Source organism: Streptomyces sp. OR43, from assembly GCF_008042275.1.
In the GTDB taxonomy this organism is placed as follows: domain Bacteria; phylum Actinomycetota; class Actinomycetes; order Streptomycetales; family Streptomycetaceae; genus Streptomyces.
In genome coordinates, this window is the sequence record NZ_RDBK01000043.1 from 2,091,397 (window position 1) to 2,112,921 (window position 21,525).

20 protein-coding genes are annotated in these 21,525 nt (G+C 71.4%); 13 read left to right on the top strand and 7 right to left on the bottom strand.

Annotation, left to right across the window (positions count from 1 at the left end; genetic code table 11):
• Positions 1-780 (top strand): DUF2786 domain-containing protein (locus tag EAO72_RS28225; RefSeq protein WP_148022085.1); only part of this gene is annotated, 780 nt, incomplete at its 5' end.
• A 102-nt stretch (positions 781-882) separates the two neighbouring features.
• Positions 883-3,033: an FUSC family protein gene (locus EAO72_RS28230; RefSeq protein ID WP_148019979.1), complete on the top strand. Its 2,151-nt coding sequence runs from the start codon at positions 883-885 to the stop codon at positions 3,031-3,033.
• A gap of 73 nt (positions 3,034-3,106) precedes the next feature.
• Here EAO72_RS28230 and EAO72_RS28235 read toward each other — a convergent pair whose 3' ends face one another.
• A complete protein-coding gene (locus tag EAO72_RS28235; protein ID WP_148019980.1) occupies positions 3,107-3,598 on the bottom strand; it encodes a hypothetical protein in 492 nt (163 codons plus the stop codon).
• Positions 3,599-3,849: 251 nt separating this feature from the next.
• Here EAO72_RS28235 and EAO72_RS28240 point away from each other — a divergent pair, with 251 nt between their 5' ends.
• Positions 3,850-4,092: a DUF397 domain-containing protein gene (locus EAO72_RS28240; RefSeq protein WP_148019981.1), complete on the top strand. Its 243-nt coding sequence runs from the start codon at positions 3,850-3,852 to the stop codon at positions 4,090-4,092.
• Positions 4,093-4,168: 76 nt separating this feature from the next.
• Here the strand turns inward: EAO72_RS28240 and EAO72_RS28245 are convergent, their stop codons facing one another.
• On the bottom strand, positions 4,169-4,669 hold the full coding sequence (locus EAO72_RS28245; RefSeq protein WP_148019982.1) for an ATP-binding protein: 501 nt from the start codon (positions 4,667-4,669) through the stop codon (positions 4,169-4,171).
• A gap of 332 nt (positions 4,670-5,001) precedes the next feature.
• On the opposite strand from EAO72_RS28245, the gene EAO72_RS28250 reads away from it, so the two are divergent.
• The 5 genes from EAO72_RS28250 to EAO72_RS28270 all read left to right on the top strand — a co-directional run bounded on the left by EAO72_RS28250 (position 5,002) and on the right by EAO72_RS28270 (position 9,939).
• Positions 5,002-5,883, top strand: a complete 882-nt coding sequence (locus EAO72_RS28250) for a helix-turn-helix domain-containing protein (protein ID WP_148019983.1) — start codon at positions 5,002-5,004, stop codon at positions 5,881-5,883.
• A gap of 54 nt (positions 5,884-5,937) precedes the next feature.
• On the top strand, positions 5,938-7,395 hold the full coding sequence (locus tag EAO72_RS28255; RefSeq protein ID WP_148019984.1) for an aldehyde dehydrogenase family protein: 1,458 nt from the start codon (positions 5,938-5,940) through the stop codon (positions 7,393-7,395).
• 95 nt (positions 7,396-7,490) lie between these two features.
• A complete protein-coding gene (locus EAO72_RS28260) occupies positions 7,491-8,132 on the top strand; it encodes a PadR family transcriptional regulator (protein WP_148019985.1) in 642 nt (213 codons plus the stop codon).
• Between the two features lie 74 nt (positions 8,133-8,206).
• Positions 8,207-9,157 (top strand): ATP-binding cassette domain-containing protein, encoded by a 951-nt coding sequence (locus tag EAO72_RS28265; protein ID WP_315986316.1) that lies wholly within the window; start codon positions 8,207-8,209, stop codon positions 9,155-9,157.
• Entirely contained in the window at positions 9,154-9,939 is a 786-nt protein-coding gene (locus EAO72_RS28270) for an ABC transporter permease (protein ID WP_148019987.1), read from the top strand. The genes EAO72_RS28265 and EAO72_RS28270 overlap by 4 nt, the downstream gene beginning before the upstream one ends.
• Positions 9,940-10,009: 70 nt before the next feature.
• Here EAO72_RS28270 and EAO72_RS28275 read toward each other — a convergent pair whose 3' ends face one another.
• A complete protein-coding gene (locus EAO72_RS28275) occupies positions 10,010-11,434 on the bottom strand; it encodes a glutamate decarboxylase (protein ID WP_148022086.1) in 1,425 nt (474 codons plus the stop codon).
• 152 nt (positions 11,435-11,586) lie between these two features.
• Positions 11,587-12,873 carry an ion channel protein gene (locus EAO72_RS28280; RefSeq protein WP_148019988.1) on the bottom strand — a complete coding sequence of 429 codons (1,287 nt, stop codon included), beginning with the start codon at positions 12,871-12,873 and terminating at the stop codon, positions 11,587-11,589.
• A gap of 136 nt (positions 12,874-13,009) precedes the next feature.
• Here EAO72_RS28280 and EAO72_RS28285 point away from each other — a divergent pair, with 136 nt between their 5' ends.
• Complete coding sequence (locus tag EAO72_RS28285; RefSeq protein ID WP_148019989.1) at positions 13,010-13,768, top strand: MerR family transcriptional regulator; 759 nt, start codon at positions 13,010-13,012, stop codon at positions 13,766-13,768.
• A gap of 46 nt (positions 13,769-13,814) precedes the next feature.
• Here the strand turns inward: EAO72_RS28285 and EAO72_RS28290 are convergent, their stop codons facing one another.
• Positions 13,815-14,180, bottom strand: a complete 366-nt coding sequence (locus EAO72_RS28290) for a YbjQ family protein (RefSeq protein WP_148019990.1) — start codon at positions 14,178-14,180, stop codon at positions 13,815-13,817.
• A gap of 148 nt (positions 14,181-14,328) precedes the next feature.
• On the opposite strand from EAO72_RS28290, the gene EAO72_RS28295 reads away from it, so the two are divergent.
• The gene (locus EAO72_RS28295; protein WP_148019991.1) at positions 14,329-15,045 is read left to right on the top strand and encodes a DedA family protein; all 717 of its coding nucleotides are present in this window, start codon (positions 14,329-14,331) and stop codon (positions 15,043-15,045) included.
• 40 nt (positions 15,046-15,085) lie between these two features.
• Here EAO72_RS28295 and EAO72_RS28300 read toward each other — a convergent pair whose 3' ends face one another.
• Both EAO72_RS28300 and EAO72_RS28305 read right to left on the bottom strand, forming a co-directional pair.
• Positions 15,086-16,783 carry a threonine/serine exporter family protein gene (locus EAO72_RS28300; RefSeq protein ID WP_148019992.1) on the bottom strand — a complete coding sequence of 566 codons (1,698 nt, stop codon included), beginning with the start codon at positions 16,781-16,783 and terminating at the stop codon, positions 15,086-15,088.
• A gap of 144 nt (positions 16,784-16,927) precedes the next feature.
• Complete coding sequence (locus EAO72_RS28305; RefSeq protein ID WP_123525235.1) at positions 16,928-17,422, bottom strand: inorganic diphosphatase; 495 nt, start codon at positions 17,420-17,422, stop codon at positions 16,928-16,930.
• Positions 17,423-17,508: 86 nt separating this feature from the next.
• On the opposite strand from EAO72_RS28305, the gene dacB reads away from it, so the two are divergent.
• The 3 genes from dacB (at position 17,509) to tilS (ending at position 21,490) form a co-directional block, all read left to right on the top strand.
• Positions 17,509-19,014 (top strand): D-alanyl-D-alanine carboxypeptidase/D-alanyl-D-alanine endopeptidase, encoded by a 1,506-nt coding sequence (dacB, locus tag EAO72_RS28310; protein WP_148019993.1) that lies wholly within the window; start codon positions 17,509-17,511, stop codon positions 19,012-19,014.
• Between the two features lie 49 nt (positions 19,015-19,063).
• Positions 19,064-20,197: a zinc-dependent metalloprotease gene (locus EAO72_RS28315; RefSeq protein WP_148019994.1), complete on the top strand. Its 1,134-nt coding sequence runs from the start codon at positions 19,064-19,066 to the stop codon at positions 20,195-20,197.
• 201 nt (positions 20,198-20,398) lie between these two features.
• The gene (tilS, locus tag EAO72_RS28320; protein WP_148019995.1) at positions 20,399-21,490 is read left to right on the top strand and encodes a tRNA lysidine(34) synthetase TilS; all 1,092 of its coding nucleotides are present in this window, start codon (positions 20,399-20,401) and stop codon (positions 21,488-21,490) included.
• Positions 21,491-21,525: the final 35 nt, after the last annotated feature.

Here is a 21,525-nt window from a genome sequence, read left to right on the forward strand (position 1 = left end):
CCCGTCGGGCCGCCGCCCGGCGCGTTGCGCGACGCCCTGCACCTGCCGCCCGCGCACGACGAACCGCGCATGCTGACCCGGATCCGGGCCCTGCTGGCCAAGGCCGAGGCGACGGGCTTTCCCGAGGAGGCGGAGGCGCTCACCACCAAGGCGCAGGAGCTCATGGCCCGGCACAGCATCGACGAGGCCCTGCTGGCGGCCCGTACGCACAGCGGCAGTGTGCCCGGCGCCTGCCGGATCGGGGTGGACGCCCCGTACGAGACGGCCAAGGCGATCCTGCTCGACGCCGTCGCCTCGGCGAACCGCTGCCGGGCCGTGTGGAACAGCGATCTCGGCTTCTCGACGGTGGTCGGTTTCGAGCCGGACCTGGAGGCCGTGGAACTGCTCCACACCTCGCTGCTGGTGCAGGGCACGGCGGCGATGACCCGGGCCGAAGCGGGCCAGCGGGCCGGCGGCCGCAAACGGACCAAGACCTTCCGGCAGTCCTTCCTGATGGCCTACGCGCAGCGGCTGGGTGCCCGGCTGGCCGACGGCACCGCCCGTGCCACCGCCGAGGCCGAAGCCGAGGGCGCGGTCCCCGGCGCACCGGCCCCCGGTGCCGGGCTGCTGCCGGTCCTGGCCGCCCGGGACGTGGCGGTCACCGGCGCCGCCGAGAAGATGTTCCCCGAGACCACGACCACCCGGGTCCGCGGCGCCACGGACCTGGACGGCTGGACCCACGGGACGGCCGCGGCGGACCGTGCCCGGGTGGGCGGGAACACCCCGGAGATCTCCGGCTGAGGGCGGCGGCCCCGCCCTCGGGAGCGTCCGGGCCCGGCCCGCGAAGCAGACAAGCACACCCGACAACTCGGGCATACCGGAAAATCCGGTTAGGCTCTGGGCATGAGCTGGCTCCGGGCGCTGAGGGAGACCGCCCGCTCGGGGCTGACGATCGAGAGGACGCGTCTCGAACCGCTGATCGCCATCCGCGGCGCGGCGGGTCTCGCCCTGGTGATCGGGGTGAGCCTCGCGCTCTTCGGACCCGTGGTCGCCGCCAGCTCCGCGTTCGGCGCCTACCAGGCGGCGATCGCCACCTTCCAGCGCAGCTGGCGGCCCCGGCCGGTACTCGCCCTGGTCTCCGGCTTCAGCCTCGGCATGTCGACGTTCCTCGGCTACGTCACCGGCTCCCATCTCCCGCTCTTCATGGTCCTGCTGGTGCTGTGGACCTTCCTGGCCGGGCTGGCCTGGGCGGCGGGCCCGACGGGCGGCATCATCGCCGCGTCCAACGTCGCGATCATGCTGGTGACGGTCACGCTGCCCACCTCCGTCGCCGAGGCGGCCCTGCACGCCCTGATGATCACCTTCGGCGGGGTCGTCCAGGCGGCGCTCATCGTGATGTTCCCCGTCCGCAGATGGGGCGCCCAGCGCGACGCCCTGGCCGACGCGCTGGCCGCCGAGGCCGACTACGCCCGCAGACTGCGTCACGACCCGGTCGCCCACTTCGACCCGGCCCCCCTGATGGAGGCCCGCAGAGCCGCCGCCGTCACCGCCCGCCAGGCCCGGCGCCGCCCCGCCGAACTGCACGGTTCGCGCGGCGCCGCCGAGCGGATCAGGCCCGTCCTCGCCTCACTCGCGGACCCGGCTATGGGCGTCCCGGCCGAGGGCCCCGAGCGCGACCGCGTCCGCGAACTCCTCGCCGCCGCAGCCTCCCTGCTCGACGCGGCCGCCCGGGCCATCCGCCACGGCGACCCGGTGCGCCTGCCCGCCCCCGCCGTCGCCGCGCTCAAGACCCCCGACACCGGCGCGCTGCTCACCGGCCCCCCGCTCCGCGCCGCCGACCGGCTGGCCGCCCTGCTCTCCGACGTCATCGAGGCCGCCGAGGGCGACGGTACGAAGGAGGAGCGGGCCGGGGCCGCGGAGGCGGCCGACGCCATCGAGGCCGGGCGGGGCCGCCGGGGCACCGCCGAGCACCACCGGCGGCCCACCCTGCTGCGGCTGATCCCGGTCGTGATCGCGTCGATGCGCCGCGAACTGCACCCCGGCTCACCGATCCTGCGGCACGCGATCCGGATCTCCGTCGTCGCCGCGGCCGGCTACCTGCTCGGCCTGGCGCTGCCGTACGGCCACGGCTACTGGGTGCCGATGGCGGCCGTCATGGTCATGCGGCCGGAGTTCTCCCGGACGTACGAACGGTCCGTGGCGCGCTTCGGCGGCACCGTCGTCGGTGTCTTCGTCGCCAGCGCGATCGTCCAGGCGGCCCACCCCCGCGCCGGGCTGTCGGCCGTGCTCGCCGTGGTCTGCGCCCTGCTGATGTACCTGCTGATGCGCACCGGCTACGCCGTCGGCCAGGCCTGCGTCGCCGCGTATGTGGTCTTCCTGCTCGGCATGGCGGGCGACGACCTCTCGCAGACCGTGCTCGAACGGGTCCTGCTGACCCTGCTCGGCGGTGTCCTGGCGATGATCTCGTACGCCGTCTACCCGGCCTGGGAGACCCCGCGGCTGCGCGGCCGGCTCGGCGACTGGCTGAAGGAGGACGGCCGGTACGCCGCCGCGGTCGTCGACCAGTACGCGGACCCGGCCGACCGCGGCCATGACGACGTCCGCCAGGCCCTGCTCGCCACCCGGAACGCCCGGGTCGCCTGGCAGGAGGCGGTGGCCACCGCCCAGCACGAACCGGTGCGCCACCGCGGCCTCTCGCACGCCGCGGCCGACGACACCCAGCACGCGCTGGCCCAGCTCGGCCGGGTCGCGATGCTGATGGAGGCGCACCTTCCGGAAGGCGGCGCCACTCCCGTACCGGCGGCCGCTCCGCTCGCCGACGCGCTGCGCCGGGCCACCGAGCAGGGGGCCAAGGCGGTCCGGGAGCGGCGGGTGCCCGACTGGTCGGCGGTGCGGGAGGCGCTCGCGCGATGGGACGAGGAGGACCGGCTGCGCGAAGAAGGGTCGGACCCGGTCGTACGGAACGGGGCCGACCTCCTGCTCGAAGCCCTGGAGGAGTTCTCCGAGGGCCTGGAGAGCGGCTCGTCGAGCTCCCGTGCTGCCTCCCGTGACTGAGTGGCGGTCAGGGCCCGGTCTGGTGCCGCCTCCCGTGACTGAGTGGCGGTCAGGGCCCGGTCCCGCGCCCGGATCAGGGGGTCGGGAGGTCGGGCAGGCCCTCCAGCGAGTCGGCGTCGGTCTTGGCGAGCGTGTCCTTGGTGCCGCCGTCCCACGAGACGACGACGGTCTTGCCGTCGTTGGACTCGATGGCTCCCGTGGTCCGGTCGGTGTTGCCGTCGGCGCACGTCAGCGACAGCATCGGCTTGCCCGTGTCCTTGGCGGTACCCGAGCAGACGTGGGAGTCGGCGACGACCACGGCCTTCCCGGATGCGACGGACAGCACCACGGCCTTGCCGCCGGTCTGTCCGGCCCAGGCGCCCTCCAGCGCCTTGAGGCCGCCGGTGGCGCCCTCGGTTCCCGAGGTGGCGTCGTCGCCGGCACCGCCGTCGGGTGCGGGGGTGGTGGTGGAACCGGAACCCTTGTCCGCGCTCTCCTTGTCGCCGTCGCTGCCGCACCCGGTCAGGGCGAGAGCGGTCAGCAGTCCGGTGGCGAGGACGGCGCCGGTACGTACGCGTTTGTGCATGCTGAATTCCCCCTGGTAGACGAATGACCGTCCAAGCTACCAGCCGGTCACCATCGGGGCGGAGCGGTCAACTCCCCGAATCGGGAGCCGAACAGCTCTCTCGTTCGTCTTTCTTCTGCAGAGAGCTGTAACCGAGGGAACACCCCGCGTGCACGTGCATCTGCGCATGCATCCGCTCATGCACCAGAAATTGAACACAGCTATGATCCGAGACAGTTGACACTTGCACTTTGCAACTCGGGGAGCGTCCTGTGCACCACGTGTACAACGGCATGGCGGCCACAGAGCTTCGCGGAGTCGTCTGGCAGAAGAGCAGGCACAGCAACTCCCAGGGATCCTGCGTGGAGTTCGCGAAGCTGCCCGGCGGCGATGTGGCGATGCGCAATTCGCGGCACCCCGACGGGCCGGCGCTCGTCTATACGCCCGCGGAGATAGAGGCACTGCTGCTCGGCGTGAAGGACGGAGAGTTCGACCACCTCATAGCGGAGGCGTGAGCGCTTTCTGTGCGGCGGAGGTCTGAGCGCCCTCTGCCCGCCGCACTTTCGCCCGTCCGTCGTACCTGCTCCGGCGTCAGGCCGGTTCGGACAGCCGGAAGAGTGCCCAGACGACCTTTCCGCGCGGCGCCGGTCCGGTGACGGTGCTTCCCGTCGCCCATACGGGTGAAGGGTGCCAGCCCCAGCAGTCGCTGAAGGAGTCCACCAGGAAGAGCCCGCGGCCCGACTCCGCGGAGTCCTCGGCCTCGGACGCGACGGGGCTCGCCTGGCTGGGATCACGCACCGCGCACACCAGCCGCGAGGTCCACCGCATCAGGTGCAGGCGGACCGGCGGGTCCTGGGGCTCGCGCGGCGCGTCGGTGGGTAGGGCGTGCCGCAGGGCGTTGGTGACCAGCTCGGACACGACCAGGGCGACGTCGTCGAAGCGCTCGTTCAGGCCCCAGCCGCTCAGGGTCGACCGGGTGAACTGCCGTGCTCCGCCGACCGCTTCGTAGCGGGCGGGCAGGGTGCAGGTGGCTGATCCGGAGACGGTGGAGGGGTCGATGGGGGGAAGCCCCTGCCGTAACGGCTCGAGCATCGTCGATCCATTCGTCCCCATGCGAGGCACTCCCAGGAATCGCGGCTGTATCGGTACTGCGGGTACGCGGGTACAGCGGCACAACACGAACGAGCACGCAGGTGCGCGAGGCCCATGGTTCCGAATGCGCAGGGCAGATGCAAGGGCAGATGCACGTGCACGCGCCGGACCTGTCCGATACCGTGCCGGTTCTTGCTCATTTCTTCCTGGGTGGAGTTTCGGGACCTTCGGGAAGTCTTCTCATTTCCGTAATCGAATGAGTACGGGCTGAAGCGTTTTGATGGCAGAATCCGGCACTTGGGGTTCGGGGGGACCCCGATGTCAAGGAAGCGATGGGGAGGGTTGGACCGGTGGCGGCAGGCGAGTCGAGTGGATCCGTGGTGCGGCGCATCCTGCTGGGCTCGCAGCTGAGGCGGCTGCGGGACTCACGCGGCATCACGCGCGAGGCGGCCGGCTACTCCATCCGGGCTTCCGAATCGAAGATCAGCCGCATGGAGTTGGGACGGGTGAGCTTCAAGGCCAGGGACGTCGAGGACCTGCTCACGCTCTACGGAGTCACGGACGAGGCGGAGCGCGACTCCCTGCTCGGCCTGGCGCGTGAGGCCAACGTGGCGGGCTGGTGGCACAGTTACGGGGATGTGCTGCCCGGCTGGTTCCAGACGTACATCGGCCTGGAAGGCGCCGCCTCACTCATCCGGATCTATGAAGTCCAGTTCGTCCATGGTCTGTTGCAGACCGAGGACTACGCGCACGCGGTCGTCTCGCGGGGTATGCGAGGTGCTCCCGCCGCCGAGATCGACCGCCGGGTCGCGCTCCGGCTGGAACGCCAGAAGGCCCTCGTCTCCGAACGGGCCCCCCGCTTCCACGCCGTACTGGATGAGGCCGCGCTGCGCCGCCCGTACGGCGGGCGGGAAGTGATGCGCACCCAATTGCGCCATCTGATCGAAATGTCGGAACGGCCCAACATCACGCTCCAGGTGATGCCTTTCAGTTTCGGCGGGCACGCGGGTGAGAGCGGTTCCTTTACGATGCTGCGATTCCCGGAATCCGATCTGTCGGACATTGTCTATTTGGAGCAGCTGACAAGTGCGCTCTATCTGGACAAGGCCGAAGAAGTCGCCCAGTACGAAAAGGCGATGGTCCGGCTCCACGACGAGAGCCCGGGGCCGGAGGAGAGCCGTGATCTGCTCCGTGGGCTCCTCCAACTCTCCTGATATTTCAGTACGATGACGTACCGACAGGAGTCTGCACCTGCAGTAAGGGATCGCATGTCCTTCTTCCACGAGCTGGCTGCCCAGTACATCGACGGTGAATGGCGCACCGGCACCGGCTCGTGGGACATCATCGATTTCAATCCCTACAACGGGGACAAGCTCGCCGCGATCACCGTCGCCACCGCGGACGAGGTCGATGCCGCCTACCGCGCCGCCGAGCGCGCCCAGCGGGAGTGGGCCGCCACAAGTCCGTACGAACGCCGGGACGTTCTGGAGCGGGCCGCGCGGATCACCGAGGAGTTGGCGGACGACATCGTCGAGGCGGTCATCGACGAACTGGGCGGCACCCGGGCGAAGGCGCTGTACGAGCTGAGCGCCGCCCAGGACTTCCTGCGCGAGGCAGCCCATCAGGCGCTGCACCCCGAGGGCCGGATCCTGCCTTCCCCGGTGGACGGCAAGGAGAACCGCCTCTACCGGCTCCCGGTCGGCGTCATCGGCGTCATCAGCCCCTTCAACTTCCCTTTCCTGGTGACGATGAAGTCGGTCGCACCGGCCCTGGCGCTCGGCAACGCGGTCGTCGTCAAGCCCAACCAGAACGCGCCGGTGACCGGCGGCGGGCTGATCGCCCGGATCTTCGAGCGGGCCGGGCTGCCGGCCGGGCTGCTCAACGTCGTCGTCACCGACATAGCCGAGATAGGCGACGCGTTCATCACCCACCCCGTCCCCAAGGTGATCTCGTTCGCCGGGTCGGACCGCGTGGGCCGTCACGTCGCCGCGACGGCGGGCGCGCTCTTCAAGCGCACCATTCTCGAACTCAGCGGCAACAGCGCCCTGGTGGTGCTCGACGACGCGGACGTCGACTACGCCGTCGACTCCGCCGTCTTCAGCCGCTTCGTCTACCAGGGCCAGGTCTGCATGGCCGCCAACCGGATCCTGGTGGACCGCGCCGTCGCCCCCGAGTTCACCGAGAAGTTCGTCGCCCGGGTGGCCGCGCTCCGGGCCGGCGACCCGCGCGACCCGGAGACCCAGATCGGCCCGGTCATCAACACCTTCCAGGCCGACGCGCTGACCGCCCTCGTCGACCAGGCGCTCGCGGACGGAGCCACGGCGCCGGTCCGGGGCCGCACCCGCGGCAACCTCGTCGAGCCCACCGTGCTCACCGGGCTCCCGGAGGGCTCGCCGCTGCTCTCCCAGGAGATCTTCGGGCCGGTGGCGCTGCTGATCGAGTTCGACGGCGAGGAGGAGGCCGTACGGATCGCCGACGACAGCCCCTACGGGCTCAGCGGCGCCGTGCACACCGCCGACGCCGAACGCGGAGTGCGCTTCGCCCAGCGGATCGACAGCGGCATGTTCCACGTCAACGACGCCACCGTCCAGGACGATCCGCTGGTCGCCTTCGGCGGCGAGAAGAACTCCGGGAACGGCCGGCTGAACGGCGAGGCGACGGTCGAGGCCTTCACCACCCGGAAGTGGATATCGATCCAGCACGGCCGGAGCCACTTCCCGCTCTGACCCCGGAGCCGCTTCCCGCTCCGGCCCCGGAGCCCTGCCGCGTCCCGATCACCGCACCGCTACGCTCGTCAAAGTTGAGTAGAGAGGTGGGTGGGATGTCAGCGATCCGGTTGCTGGTCCTCTGTGCCGTACGGCAGCACGGCCGGGCACACGGCTATCAGATCCGCAACGACCTGGAGTACTGGGGCGCGCACGAGTGGTCCAACGCCAAGCCGGGGTCGATCTACCACGCACTGAAGCAGATGGCGAAGCAGGGCGTGCTGCTCGCCCACGAGGTCGCGCCGAGCACGGTGGGCGGCCCGCCGCGCACCGAGTACGAGATCACCGAGCAGGGCGACGAGGAGTACTTCACGCTGCTGCGCGCGGCGCTGACCTCGTACGACCAGAGGCTGGACGTGCTGTCGGCCGGTCTTGGCGGGATCGTCGACCTGGAACGGGCCGAGGCGGTGGCCCTGCTCAAGGAGCGGGTGGCGGGCCTCGACCGGTGGCGGACCTCGGTCACCGAGTACTACACGCCCGAGGAGGGGCCCGAGTCGATCGGGCACATCGGCGAGATCATGAACATGTGGGTGCACTCGGCGGACTCGGGCGCGGAATGGACCCGGGGGCTGATCGAGCGCATCGAGGGCGGGGCGTACACCTTCGCGGGTGAGGGCGAGCCGTTCGTCGGCGTGCTGGCCGAGGGCGAGGCGAACCCGTACGCGACCGGGGTCGCCGATCCGGGGGACGCTCACTAATCAAGTTTGACGAATGCGGGACGGTCCGCTACCTTTCCGGAGCTAGTCAAGTTTGACTAATAGGGGGTGTGGCGATGTCCGACGACGCGATCGTCGTTGAAGGAGTGCACAAGCGCTACGGCACGAAGCGCGCCCTGGACGGCCTCGACCTCACGGTCGCCCGCTCCACCGTCCACGCGGTGCTCGGTCCCAACGGGGCGGGGAAGACCACGGCGGTCCGCATCCTGTCGACGCTGTCGCGGTACGACGAGGGCCGCGTCGAGGTGGCCGGGCACGACGTGCGGCGGCGACCGGGCGAGGTCCGGCGCCGGATCGGGCTGCTCGGCCAGAACGCGGCGGTGGACGAGCAGCTCGGTGGCCGGCAGAACCTGGAGATGTTCGGGCGGCTGTACCACCGGGGCGCACGCCGGGCGGGAGCCAGGGCGGACGAATTGCTGGACCGGTTCGGTCTCGCGGACACCGGCCGCAAGGCGGTCGCGGAGTACAGCGGCGGCATGCGGCGGCGGCTCGACCTGGCCGCCTCGCTGATCACGGACCCGGAGGTGCTCTTCCTCGACGAGCCGACGACCGGACTCGACCCGCGCGGCCGGGCCGAGGTGTGGGCGGCGGTGCGGGCCCTGGTGGGCGGCGGCACGACCGTACTGCTGACCACGCAGTACCTGGAGGAGGCCGACCAGCTCGCGGACCGGATCTCGCTGGTCGACGGCGGGCGCGTCGCCGCCGAGGGCACGGCCGACGAACTGAAGGCCCGGGTCGGCGGCGACCGGATCGACGTCGTCGTCCGCGACGGCGCGCAACTGGTCAGGGCGGCCGCCCTGCTCGCGGGCGGGGCGGTGACGGACCCGGACCGGCGCCTGATCGGCGCACCCGCCGGGGACCGGATGGCGACGCTCTCGCGGACCGTACGGGTCCTGGAGGAGGCGGGTATCGAGGCGGAGGACATCGCGGTGCGCCGGCCGACGCTGGACGAGGTGTTCCTGTCCCTGACGGGGAGCAGGCAGGACGACGTGGAGGTGGCGGTATGAGCGGGGCGGGATGGGCGGCGGTCGATTCCTGGACCATGACCCGGCGCGAACTGGCGCACTGGGCACGGCAGCCGGTGCAGGTCGTCGTGGGGCTGGTCTTCCCCGTGATGCTGCTGCTGATGTTCAACTACCTGGTCGGCGGCGGCCGGGGGGTCGACGGTGACACCACCGAGTACCTGGTGCCCGGCATGCTCGCCCTCACCATGGCCTTCGGCCTGGAGTCGACGATGCTCGCGGTCACCCAGGACCTCAACAAGGGGGTCGTCGACCGGTTCCGCTCGATGCCGATGGCCTCCGGCGCGGTACTCGTCGGCCGGGCCGTCGCGGACATGCTCCAGTCGGTGGCCGCGCTGGCCGTCATGACCGGGGTGGGGTACGCCATCGGCTGGCGCTGGCACCACGGACCGCTCGCGGCGCTGGGAGCCCTGGGGCTGCTCCTGCTGCTCCGGTTCGCGATGCTGTGGCTCGGCATCCTGCTGGCGCTGGTGGCGGGACGGCCGGAGATGGTGCAGGCGGTGCAGATCCTGGTCTGGCCGGTCGGCTTCCTGTCGAACGTCTTCGCGGTGCCGGATTCGATGCCGGGATGGCTGGGCGCGGTCGTCGAATGGAACCCGATGTCGGCGACGGCCACGGCGGTGCGCGATCTGTTCGGCAACCCGGGCGGAGGCGGGCTCTCCTGGGCCGCGGGCCATGCCGGACTGCTGGCGGTCGTGTGGCCGTTGGCGCTGCTGGCGGTGTTCTTCCCGCTGGCGGTACGGCGGTTCGCGCGGCTCAGCCGCTGACGGCGGCGTACGGCTCCGGCCCCCGTCCGGTGTTCACGGGCGGGGGCCGGAGTGTGCGGGTGACAGCCTCTCAGTGGTGGAACGACGTCGCCGGGCCGTGCTCGGAGCTCAGCGGGTGGTCCTGGCTGCGCAGCTCCGGCAGCAGCAGCCGCAGGTCCTCCAGCAACAGCTCCGCCAGGTCGGACGAGAACCCGTTGCGGCACACGATCCGGAGCACGGAGAGGTCCTCGCGGTTGGCCGGGAAGGTGTACGCGGGCACCAGCCAGCCGCGTTCACGGAGCCGGCGCGACACGTCGAAGACGTCGTACGCCGTCACCTCCGGCTTGGTTGTCAGCGCGAAGACGGGCAGTTGGTCGCCCAGGGTGAGCAGCCGGAAGTCGCCCAGTTCCTCGATCTTCTTCGCCAGCCCCATGGCCACGTCCCGTGACGCCTGCTGTACGGCCCGGTAACCCTCCCGGCCCAGCCTCAGGAAGGTGTAGTACTGCGCCACGACCTGGGCGCCCGGCCGGGAGAAGTTCAGCGCGAAGGTGGGCATGTCGCCGCCGAGGTAGTTGACCCGGAAGACGAGCTCCTCGGGCAGTTCGGCGGGCGAGCGCCACAGGGCCCAGCCGACGCCCGGGTAGACCAGGCCGTACTTGTGCCCGGAGGTGTTGATCGAGGAGACCCGGGGGAGGCGGAAGTCCCACACCAGGTCCTCGTCCAGGAACGGCGCCACCATCGCGCCGGACGCCCCGTCGACATGGACGGGGATGTCGAGGCCGGTGCGCTCCTGGAGGGCGTCGAGGGCGGCGCAGAGTTCGGCGATGGGTTCGTAGCTGCCGTCGAAGGTGGAGCCGAGGATGCCGACGACCCCGATGGTGTTCTCGTCGCAGAGGTCGGCGGCGGCCTGCGGGTCGAGGTGGAAGCGGTCGCCGTCCATCGGGACGAGGCGCGGTTCGACCTCCCAGAACGTGCAGAACTTGTCCCAGCAGACCTGCACGTTGATGCCCATGACCAGGTTGGGCCGGGCGGTCGCCGGATAGCGGTCGGCGTTCCTGGCCGCCCAGCGGCGCTTGAGCGCCATGGCGGCCAGCATGCAGGCCTCGCTGGACCCGGTCGTCGAACAGCCGACGGCCGTGGCGGGGTCGGGAGCGTTCCAGAGGTCGGCGAGCATCGCCACGCAGCGCCGTTCCAGTTCGGCGGTGCGCGGGTACTCGTCCTTGTCGATCATGTTCTTGTCGCGGCACTCGCCCATCAGCACACCGGCCTGGGGCTCCATCCAGGTGGTGACGAAGGTGGCGAGGTTGAGCCGTGAATTGCCGTCGAGCATCAGCTCGTCGTGGACGAGGCCGTAGGCGGTGGCAGGCGGCAGCGGTCCGTCCGGCAGCTTGTGGCGGGGTGGGGCGGAGTCCATCCCGGCGGTCGGGTCGGCCTCCCCGAAGAACGGGTTGAGCGCGAGCCGGCGTCGTGGGTCGGACGGTTCGGTGCTGTGTGCGGACCCCTTGTGGAGCGCCATCGCGGACCTGCCCTTCTCGGCTGTCGCCGGCATGACGGAAATGAATCCGGCGATACGGACAAAGCCTGACGATACGGATGGTGGGGGCGTCCGGCGCGCCGTACGGACGTCCGCCCGGCCGCAGGGCGTGTCGCGGCGCCGCGACACGCGTCTCAGCGCAGCGGCGTACCGTCCGCACGCAGTTGCATCAGCGGCCGACCGGTCACCAGCAGCCAGGCCGGCAGTGTGGCGACGCACAGCACGGGGAGCAGGGCCATGTCGGAGGCCAGTACCGCGGCGGTGAACAGGCTGAGCCAGCCCTGCCGGGTGATGGCGAGCAGAATGCCGAGCACTCCGCAGGTCACCGCGAGGGCCACCGGCACCCCGTCCACCAGGGCGTGCGCGCACAGGCCGAGCGCGACGCCGCAGAACACCGCCGGGAAGATCCGGCCGCCCCGGAAGCCGCAGGCGGCCGCGACCAGCAGGGCCGCGGTCTTCACTACCGCCATGCCCCCGAACCCGCCCGCCGACCAGCCGTCCGGATCGGCGGCCAGCACCTTTACCTCGTCCAGCCCCTTGAACAGGGTGAGGTGGCCGCCCAGCGCCCCGAGCAGGCCGAGCAGCAGCCCGCCCGCCGTCATGGCCAGGACCGGGTGGCGCAGGGCGCGGAAGGCGCGGTGCGCGTACGGGAAGGCGTACACCGCCGCCAGCCCGAGCAGCGCGCCCGCGCAGGCGATCACGGCGGCGGAGAGCAGGTCGCCCCAGTGGGCTCCGGGGTACGCGGGCAGCGACAGGTCGAAGCTCGGGTGCGCGGCCAGTGTCATGGTGAGCGCTCCCGCGGCGCCGGCCGCGAGCGGGCCGAAGAGGCGGTCCCAGAGGGCTCCCTTGCCCGGGGTGGCGGTGAGCGTCTCGGTGAGGATCAGTGCGGCGGCGACCGGGGTGCCGAAGAGGGCGCCGATGGTGCCCGCGGCGGCGAGTGCCAGCCACAGCTGGGCCGGGGCGCTCGGCGCGAACCGGCGGCCCGCCCAGCAGGCCAGCGCGATGTTGGCGGCGGTGATCGGGTTCTCCGGACCCAGGCTGACCCCGCCCGCCAGGGCCAGCACCGTCACGATCAGCAGTCCCGGCAGGACGGCCGGCGGCAGCGGCGGGTCGACCAGCCCCGTGGTCGCCGGGTCGGGTCCGGCGTGGCCCGGCACCGTCCGGATGGCCAGTCCGGTCACCAGGCCGATCGCGGTGAGCATCACGATCATCCACAGCGAGGAGTACCGGCCGATCGACAGGGTGTCGGGCAGCGTCTTCCACAGGACGTCCTGCAACTGTTCCGCGAGCAGGCTGACGCCGAGTAGGACGAGGGCGGAGACCACGCCGACGGCCAGCGCGGGCACGATGAGCATCAGCAGGCGGCGCGCGGGGGCCGGTTCGGCGGTGACGGGGGAACCGGCGGCGGATTCGGTGGCCATCGGCTCACCATAGCCATGCAAAAGACCTATAACCCCTCAAATGGGTCAGCGTCTGCGGTATTTCGGGCTTGCACCTCACGTCACGTCAGGGCCGAGGCTCAGACACGTACCGACCACACGGAAGGAGCGGGGAGCCATGGAGCACTCCGTGGGACAGGTCGCCGGGTATGCCGGGGTCACGGTGCGCACGCTGCACCACTACGACGGCATCGGACTGCTCTCGCCCAGCGGGCGCAGCCACGCGGGCCACCGGCGTTACGACGACGCCGACCTCGACCGGCTGCAGCAGATCCTGTTCTACCGGGAGCTCGGCTTCCCGCTCGACGAGATCGCCGCACTGCTCGACGACCCGGACGCGGACCCGCAGGAGCGTCTGCGCCGCCGGCACGCGCTGCTGTCGCACCGGATCGCCGAACTGCGGCGGATGGCCGCGGCCGTCGAGACAGCCATGGAGGCACGGAAGATGGGCATCAACCTCACGCCCGAGGAGAGGTTCGAGGTCTTCGGTGACAAGGACCCGGAGCACTACGCGCAGGAGGCCGAGCGCCGCTGGGGCGGCAGCGACACCTACGCCGAGTCGCAGCGCCGGGCCGCCCGTTACACCAAGGAGGACTGGCAGCGGATGAAGGCCGAGGTCGCCTCCTGGGGCGAGCGCTACGACGCGCTGATGGAGGACGGCGAGCCGGCCACCGGGCAACGCGCGATGGACCTCGCCGAGGAGCACCGGCTCCACATCACGACCTGGTTCTACGACTGCACGACGGAGATCCACCGGGGACTCGGCGAGATGTACGTCGCCGATCCGCAGTTCAAGGCGTTCTACGACGCGATGCGGCCGGGCCTTGCCGAGCACCTGCGCGACGCGATCAACGCCAACGCGCAGCGCCAGGAGTAGCCGGGCCGCGCGTACGGGGGTGGGGCGCCCCGCCCCCGTACGCCGCTCAGTTCTTGCTGATCACCGCCGCGGTGCCGTACGCACAGACCTCCGTGCCCACGTCCGCCGCCTCGGTCACGTCGAAGCGCATCATCAGCACCGCGTTGGCGCCACGGGCCCGCGCCTGCTCCACCAGCCGTTCCATGGCCTGGTTGCGGGTCTCGACGAGCGTCTTGGTGAGCCCTTTCAGCTCGCCGCCGATCATGGACTTCAGTCCGGCGCCGATCTGGCTGCCGAGGTGACGGGACCTGACCGTCAGCCCGAAGACCTCGCCGATGACCTGTGTCACCTGGTGGCCGGGTACGTCATTGGTGGTGACGACCAGCACATCGGACTGTGCCGTCTGACCGCCGCCGTAATCCTCAATGCCCATGGTGTGGCACCTCCTGGCACCGAGTTTTGCCCCGGTTCATCCTGTGTGCATCTCCACGGGGGCCAGTGGAACCGGGAGGAGGGCTGCGGCGTTGATAGCTTTGGGCGGCCACGCAGCCGCCATCGACCACATCCTGGAGCCCGGACCCTTGAATACGCTTGCGCTCGGACCGAGCTGGCTGGACCCGGACCACCTCATCGGGCAGTTCGGGCTGATCGGTGTGCTGGTCATCGTCTTCGCCGAGTCCGGGCTGCTGATCGGGTTCTTCCTGCCCGGCGACTCGCTCCTGTTCACCACGGGTCTGCTCGTGACGACGGACAAGCTGGACACCCCGCTGTGGCTGGTCTGCGTCCTGGTCGCCCTGGCGGCGATCATCGGCGACCAGGTGGGCTATCTGTTCGGCCGCAAGGTCGGCCCCTCGCTCTTCAACCGCCCGGACTCCCGCCTCTTCAAGCAGGAGAACGTCGAGAAGGCCCACGAGTTCTTCGAGAAGTACGGGCCGAAGTCGCTGATCCTGGCCCGCTTCGTGCCCATCGTGCGGACGTTCACGCCGATCATCGCCGGTGTCAGCCGGATGAACTACCGCTCGTTCATCACGTTCAACATCATCGGCGGAATCCTGTGGGGCGTCGGCGTGACGCTGCTGGGCGCGGGGCTCGGCCGGATCGAGTTCGTCCACAAGAACATCGAGGCGATGCTGGTCCTGATCGTGCTGATCTCGGTCGTGCCGATCGGCATCGAGTTCCTGCGCGCCCGCAGCAAGTCGAAGAAGGAAGCCGCGTCGGGCGAGGACGAGGACCAGGACCCGTCCGCCGGTGGCGGTACGGCCGCGGGCCGCCGCGGCGGCCGCCACGCCAAGCGCTGACACCGGCTCCCCGGGCCGGGACCCGGCCCGCGGGTCCCCGTCAGAAGCCGCGCGTCCGCTTGGCCGCGCGGCGGTTCGCTCCGCCGACCGCTCCCGGCACCCGCATGAACAGCCGGGAGATCTCGCTTCCCAGATTCACCCCGATCGCGATGGCCAGCGCCGTCGCCACCGCGGTCGACAGAGACGCGAGCCCCCGGTCCAGCTCGTTCTGCGCGACGCCCAGCAGACCGAAGTACGTGGCCGAGCCGGGTAGCAGCGGACCGATCGCGGCCGTGATGAACGGCAGCGACGAGGTGTAGCGGTAGCGCGAGAACAACTGCCCGAACAGCCCGACGAGACCGGCCGCGGCGGCGGTGGCCGCCACCGGGGAGAGACCGCCCGTGCGCGCCATCGCCCCGTAGATGACCCAGGCCACGCCACCGTTGAGGGTCACTGCCAGGACCGTGGACCGTTCCTGCTGGAGCAGGATCGCGAAGGCCAGCGTCAGCACCATCGACGCCAGGATCTGCGTCACCGGCCGGTCGTGCGAGATGAACCGCGCCTCCGGGTCCAGCTCGGCACCCAGCTGAAGCCCTCCGTAGAGCGCCAGCAGCACCCCGGCGACGATCGCGATGAAGAAGTACATGACCTCCAGCAGTCGCGCCGACGCGGTGATGTAGTAGCCGGTCAGGCCGTCCTGCACCCCCGCCACCAGCGCCCGCCCCGGCAGCAGCGCGAACAGCCCACCGGTGATCACCGCCGAGGGCCGTACGTCCGACCAGTGGGTGAGGGTCAGCGCCACGCCCATCGCGGCGGGCGGCATCGCCGCCACGACGAACTGGTAGAACTCCGGCAGCCCGCGTCCGGCACAGAGCCAGGCCAGCCGGTCACCGAGCATCGCGCCGAGCGCGGCGATCACGAACACCAGCGGCCCGCCGCCGACCAGCACCGATGCCGCGCCCGCCAGCCCGCCGGCGGCCATGGTGAGTACCCAGCCGGGATACGGATGCCGGTTACGGCGGATCTCCGCGAGGCGCCGGTAGGCCTCCTCCAGCGAGATCTCGCCCTCCACGGTCGTGATGTCGTCGATGAGCCGGAAGACCGCGGCCAGCCGGGTGTAGTCGGTGCCGCGGCGGCGTACGGTCCGGCTGGCCGTCACCGGGTCCTCGACCAGCGACGGCTGATGCGAGATCGACAGCAGTGTGAAGGTGACGGTCGGCTCGCAGCGGTCGAGCCCGTAGCTGCGGGTCACCGCGAACATGGCCGCCTCGACGTCCTCGGCGCCCTCACCGCCGGCGAGCAGCAGCTCCCCGATACGCAGGGTCAGGTCGAGCACGCGCGGCACGGCCGGGCCCGATTCCTCGTCGTGCCGCTGGACCGTTTCCGGGGCCGGCCGGTCGTGGACCGGCATCCGCAGCATCGTGCGCATCCGGTCCTGCCAAGGCGCCTCCTTGGTCAGCCGGATCATCGGGATGCCGTGCGCCGGCGTGAAGGCGGGCGGGGAGTTCCTGGCGTCGTAGGTGCGCGGCGGGGCGAAAGCGGAACCGATCGTGTCCGACCCGGAAGCGGAACCCGTTCCCGGTCCGGCAGACGGGGCCGGTGGCTCGGGCGCAAGACCCGACGGCAGGGAGAACTCCGATGTCGGATGGTCGTCGTCCGAAGGCCCTGCCGACCTCTCGACCCCGGCGGGCTGCGAGAAGGCGCTGCGCGCCTCGTCGGACTGGGGCTTCTGGTCATCGGGACCGCCCGGTTCCGCCACTACTCGACCTCGCTCCTCGTCGGCTGCGCGTTCTCGGCCGCACTCCTGCCCAGTATGGCCGCGCCTATGGGCGCTCATGCGAACGGGCGGCACACCCGTGAAGGTGTGCCGCCCGGAAGCGTGCTCAGAACCGCAAGCGGAACGTCAGTGCGCGCCGCCCTGCGCCTCGAGGCGCTTGTACGAGTTCTCGATCTCGGCCTCGGCCTCGACCCGGCCGACCCAGTCGGCACCCTCGACGGACTTGCCGGGCTCCAGGTCCTTGTAGACCTCGAAGAAGTGCTGGATCTCCAGGCGGTCGAACTCCGACACGTGGTGGATGTCGCGCAGGTGCTCCACCCGGGGGTCGGAGGCCGGCACGCACAGCAGCTTGTCGTCGCCGCCGGCTTCGTCCGTCATCCGGAACATGCCGATCGCGCGGCACTTGATGAGGCAGCCGGGGAAGGTCGGCTCCTCCAGGATGACCAGCGCGTCCAGCGGGTCGCCGTCCTCGCCGAGGGTGTTCTCGACGAAGCCGTAGTCGGCCGGGTAGCTGGTCGAGGTGAAGAGTCGACGGTCCAGGCGGATCCGACCGGTCTCGTGGTCCACCTCGTACTTGTTCCGCGAACCCTTCGGGATCTCGATAACGACGTCGAACTCCACGGGTGGCTCCTCCATGATCAACACATACGACTGATGGTTAAGTGTCCCCCACGGAGTTGTGTGCTCGCGAAAGGGGCTGGTCAACGGTGGCCGAGCCGGTGAAAAGACCGTCGATCAATCCGTTCTCCGCACAGACCGGGACGGCTCTCGCAAACCGGCTGGGCATGCGCGGCGGACTGAGCAACCGGCAGTTCACGGCCGTCTCCGCTGTCCTGGGCCTGGCGCTCGCAGCCGGCGCCGTCTTCGCCGCCGGTCCCTGGGACTCGGGTCAGCGTAAGGCCGAGCAGGACTGGGCGGCTGCCCGGGCCCGTACAGGTGGCGCACATCACGAGCCGGCCGCGCCCTCCCGGCCCGACCCGGCGCCCAGTGCCCCGGCCGTACTCGCGCCTCTCGGCACCGGTACCGACGAGCCCGCGCCCGACGCGGCGGCCGCCCCGGACGGAGCAGCGGCCGGACTCCGCGCCGCACTCGACCCGCTGCTGAGGAACGCGGCACTCGGCACCCGGCGCAGCGCCGTCGTCATCGACACGGCCACCGGCAAGCGGCTGTACGGGGTGGGGGCCGACACCCCCATGACACCCGCGTCCACCGTCAAGATCGCCACCACGGTCGCGGCCCTGACCGCGCTCGGCCCGGCCCACCGCATCCCCACGACCGTCGGGGCCTCCGCCGATCTGCGGACCGTGACGCTGGTCGGCGGCGGCGACCCCACGCTCGACCGGGCGGCCCTGCGCTCCCTGGCCGCCGACACGGCCCGCGCCCTCAAGGACGGCGGGGTCCGCTCGGTGCGGCTGCGGTACGACACCTCCGGGTACTCGGGACCCGCACTTCACCCGATCGGCCCCAACGAGAACATCGCGCCCGTGAGCGCCCTGATGATGAACGAGGGCAGGCTCGACGACACCTCCAGCGGTCCCGCGCCGCGCAGCGAGGACCCGGCCCGCGACGCGGCCGACGTCTTCGGCGAACTGCTGGACGAGGCCGGGGTCGGCACCGGGGACGGCCCCGAGCCGGGCCGGGCGGCCGCGAAGTCCCGGCCCGTCGCCCAGCACCTCTCCGCCCCGCTGTCCGCCCTCGTCGAGCGCGCGCTGACCAACAGCGACAACGACATCGCCGAGGCACTCGCCCGGCAGACCGCGCTCGCCACCGGGGAACCGGCCGACTTCAACGGCGGCCGACGGGCCGTCACCGCACAGCTGAAGAAGCTGGGTCTGCCGCTGAAGGGCGTGGTCGTCGCCGACGGCAGCGGGCTCAACCGCAAGGACAAGGTCACCGCCGCCCTGCTCGCCGGGCTCCTCGCCCGCGCGGCCGACCAGGACCACCCGGAGCTGCGCCCCGTCCTCACGGGACTCCCGGTGGCCGGCTTCAGTGGCACGCTGAGCGGCCGCTACACCACGAAATCCGGCGGCACCGGACTCGTCCGCGCCAAGACAGGCACCCTCACGGGCGTCAACAGCCTCTCCGGCACGGTCGTCGACCCCCACGGCCGGCTGCTCGCCTTCGCCTTCCTCGCCTCGGGCACCACCGCCCCGTCCGAGGCCCAGTCCGCCCTCGACGCGCTCGCGACCGCACTGGCCGCCGGCAGGCGATGAGCCCGTCAACACCTCACCCGAACAAGGTCCGAGCACGTACGGTTGACGCATGACGAGCATCGGTGGTGCCGGGATGGTCGACTGGAATCTCGCGGTCGCGACAGCGACCCGGCTTGTGCGGCCGGGTCCCGAGATCAGCCGCGAGGAGGCCCGTGAGGTCGTCGCGGAGCTGCGCAGGCATGCCAAGGCGGCGGAGGAACACGTCCGTTCCTTCACCCGGATGATCCCGGAAGGGACCGAACCGGAGGACACCCCCGTCCTGGTCGTCGACCGGGCGGGCTGGATCAAGGCGAACGTCGCGGGCTTCCGGGAACTGCTGCGCCCCCTTCTGGACAAGATGGAGGAGCGGCGCGGCGGCGGTGCGGGCGGCGCCGTGCTCGGCGCGGTCGGCTCCAAGGTGACCGGTGTCGAGGTGGGGATGCTGCTGTCGTTCCTGGCCTCCCGGGTCCTCGGCCAGTACGAGACGTTCGCCCCCGCCACCCGTGAGCTCCCGGCCTCGGCCGACGGGGGCGGCAGGCTCCTGCTGGTCGCCCCGAACATCGTCCACGTCGAGCGGGAGCTGGAGGTGGACCCGCACGACTTCCGCCTCTGGGTCGCCCTCCACGAGGAGACGCACCGCACGCAGTTCACCGCGGTGCCCTGGCTCCGCGACCATCTGCAGGGCGAGATCCAGTCATTTCTCGACGAGACCGACGTCGACCCGATGACGGTGCTCGAACGGCTCCGCGAGGCCGCCCAGTCACTGGCCGGCGGACGGCCCGAGGGCGAGGAGGGCGAGGACGGCGGCCGCAGCCTCGTCGAGATCGTCCAGACGCCCGCACAGCGCGAGATCCTCGGCCGGCTCACCGCGGTGATGTCCCTGCTGGAGGGGCACGCCGACTACGTGATGGACGGCGTCGGCCCCGAGGTCGTGTCCTCCGTCGGCGAGATCCGGGAGAAGTTCCAGCAGCGCAGGGCGCGCGGCGCGAGCCGTCTCGACCAGGCGCTGCGCAAGCTGCTGGGGCTCGACGCCAAGCTGCGCCAGTACCGCGACGGCGAGCGGTTCGTGCGCGCGGTGGTCGACGAGGTCGGGATGGACGGCTTCAACCGGGTCTGGACCTCGCCCAACACCCTCCCGACCAAGGCGGAGATCGCCAAGCCGGAGGACTGGATCGCGAGGGTGCACCGTAAGGCAGAGTCATGATCACGGCTCGCGCACAAGCCCGGGACCCGAGGGCAACGCGCCGGTAATCACCCATCCGAGGGACCGTAGGGGCATGGGAAGGCGTGCAATGCTCGATGAACGGGTTTGCTCTGTCACCATCGACGCACTCTGAGTGACGGCACTTTTCTCTGTCCCGCCACTCGGAGGCACCTCTCCAGAACTTCACGAAGGGCACCGGACATGGGTCCCCATCCTGCGGTCGCGGCGATACGCCTGGCGGTCCGCCGCGTACTCCACGACGTACTCACCGAATTCGCCGAACAGACCGAACGCACCGGGCGCGCCCCACGCGCCCCCCATCCCGAGCTCGCCGAGGCCGGGACGGGCCGGCGGCGCCCCGCGCTTCCCGAACGCACCGATACGCCCCTGGTCCTGGTCGCGTGCTCCGGCGGCGCCGATTCCATGGCGCTCGCCTCCGCCCTCGCCTTCGAGGCCCGGAAGCTCGCCGTCCGGGCCGGCGGCATCACCGTCGACCACGGCCTCCAGAACGGCTCGGACGCCCGCGCCACCGAGGTCGTCGGCCGCCTCACCGCCATGGACCTCGACCCGGTCGAGGCCGTCGCTGTGCGGGTCGGCCATGACGGCGGGCCCGAGGCCGCCGCCCGCGACGCCCGCTACGCGGCCCTGGACGCCGCCGCCGAACGCCACGGCGCCGCCGCCGTCCTGCTCGGCCACACCCGCGACGACCAGGCGGAGACGGTACTGCTGGGCCTCGCCCGCGGTTCCGGTATCCGCTCCCTCTCCGGCATGGCCGCCGCATCCGGACCGGCCGGCCGCTACCGCCGCCCCTTCCTCCAGCTCGACCGCCAGACCGCCCGCACGGCCTGCCTGGCCCAGTCGCTGCCCGTCTGGGACGACCCGCACAACATCGACCCCGCCTACACCCGCTCCCGGCTGCGCCACGAGGGCCTGCCCGCCCTGGAGAAGGCGCTGGGCAAAGGAGTCGTCGAGGCGCTGGCCCGTACGGCGCAGCTCTCCCGCGACGACGCCGACGCCCTGGACACCTGGGCCGCCGAGGCCGGACGTGACGTACGCGACGACGCGGGCCGGCTGGAGTGCGCCAAGCTGCACGCGCTGCCTCCCGCCGTCCGCCGCCGCGTCCTGCGCCGCGCGGCCATAGAGGCGGGTTCCCCGGCCGGGTCCCTCTTCGCCCGGCACATCGAGGAAGTCGACCGCCTCATCACCGGCTGGCGCGGCCAGCAGGCCATCAACCTCCCCGGCCGCGTCGAAGCCCTGCGCCAGGGTGGCAGACTGGTGATTCGGCAGAGCTGACGTACAAGCGGCTGACATGCAGGCGAGCGGCCGCG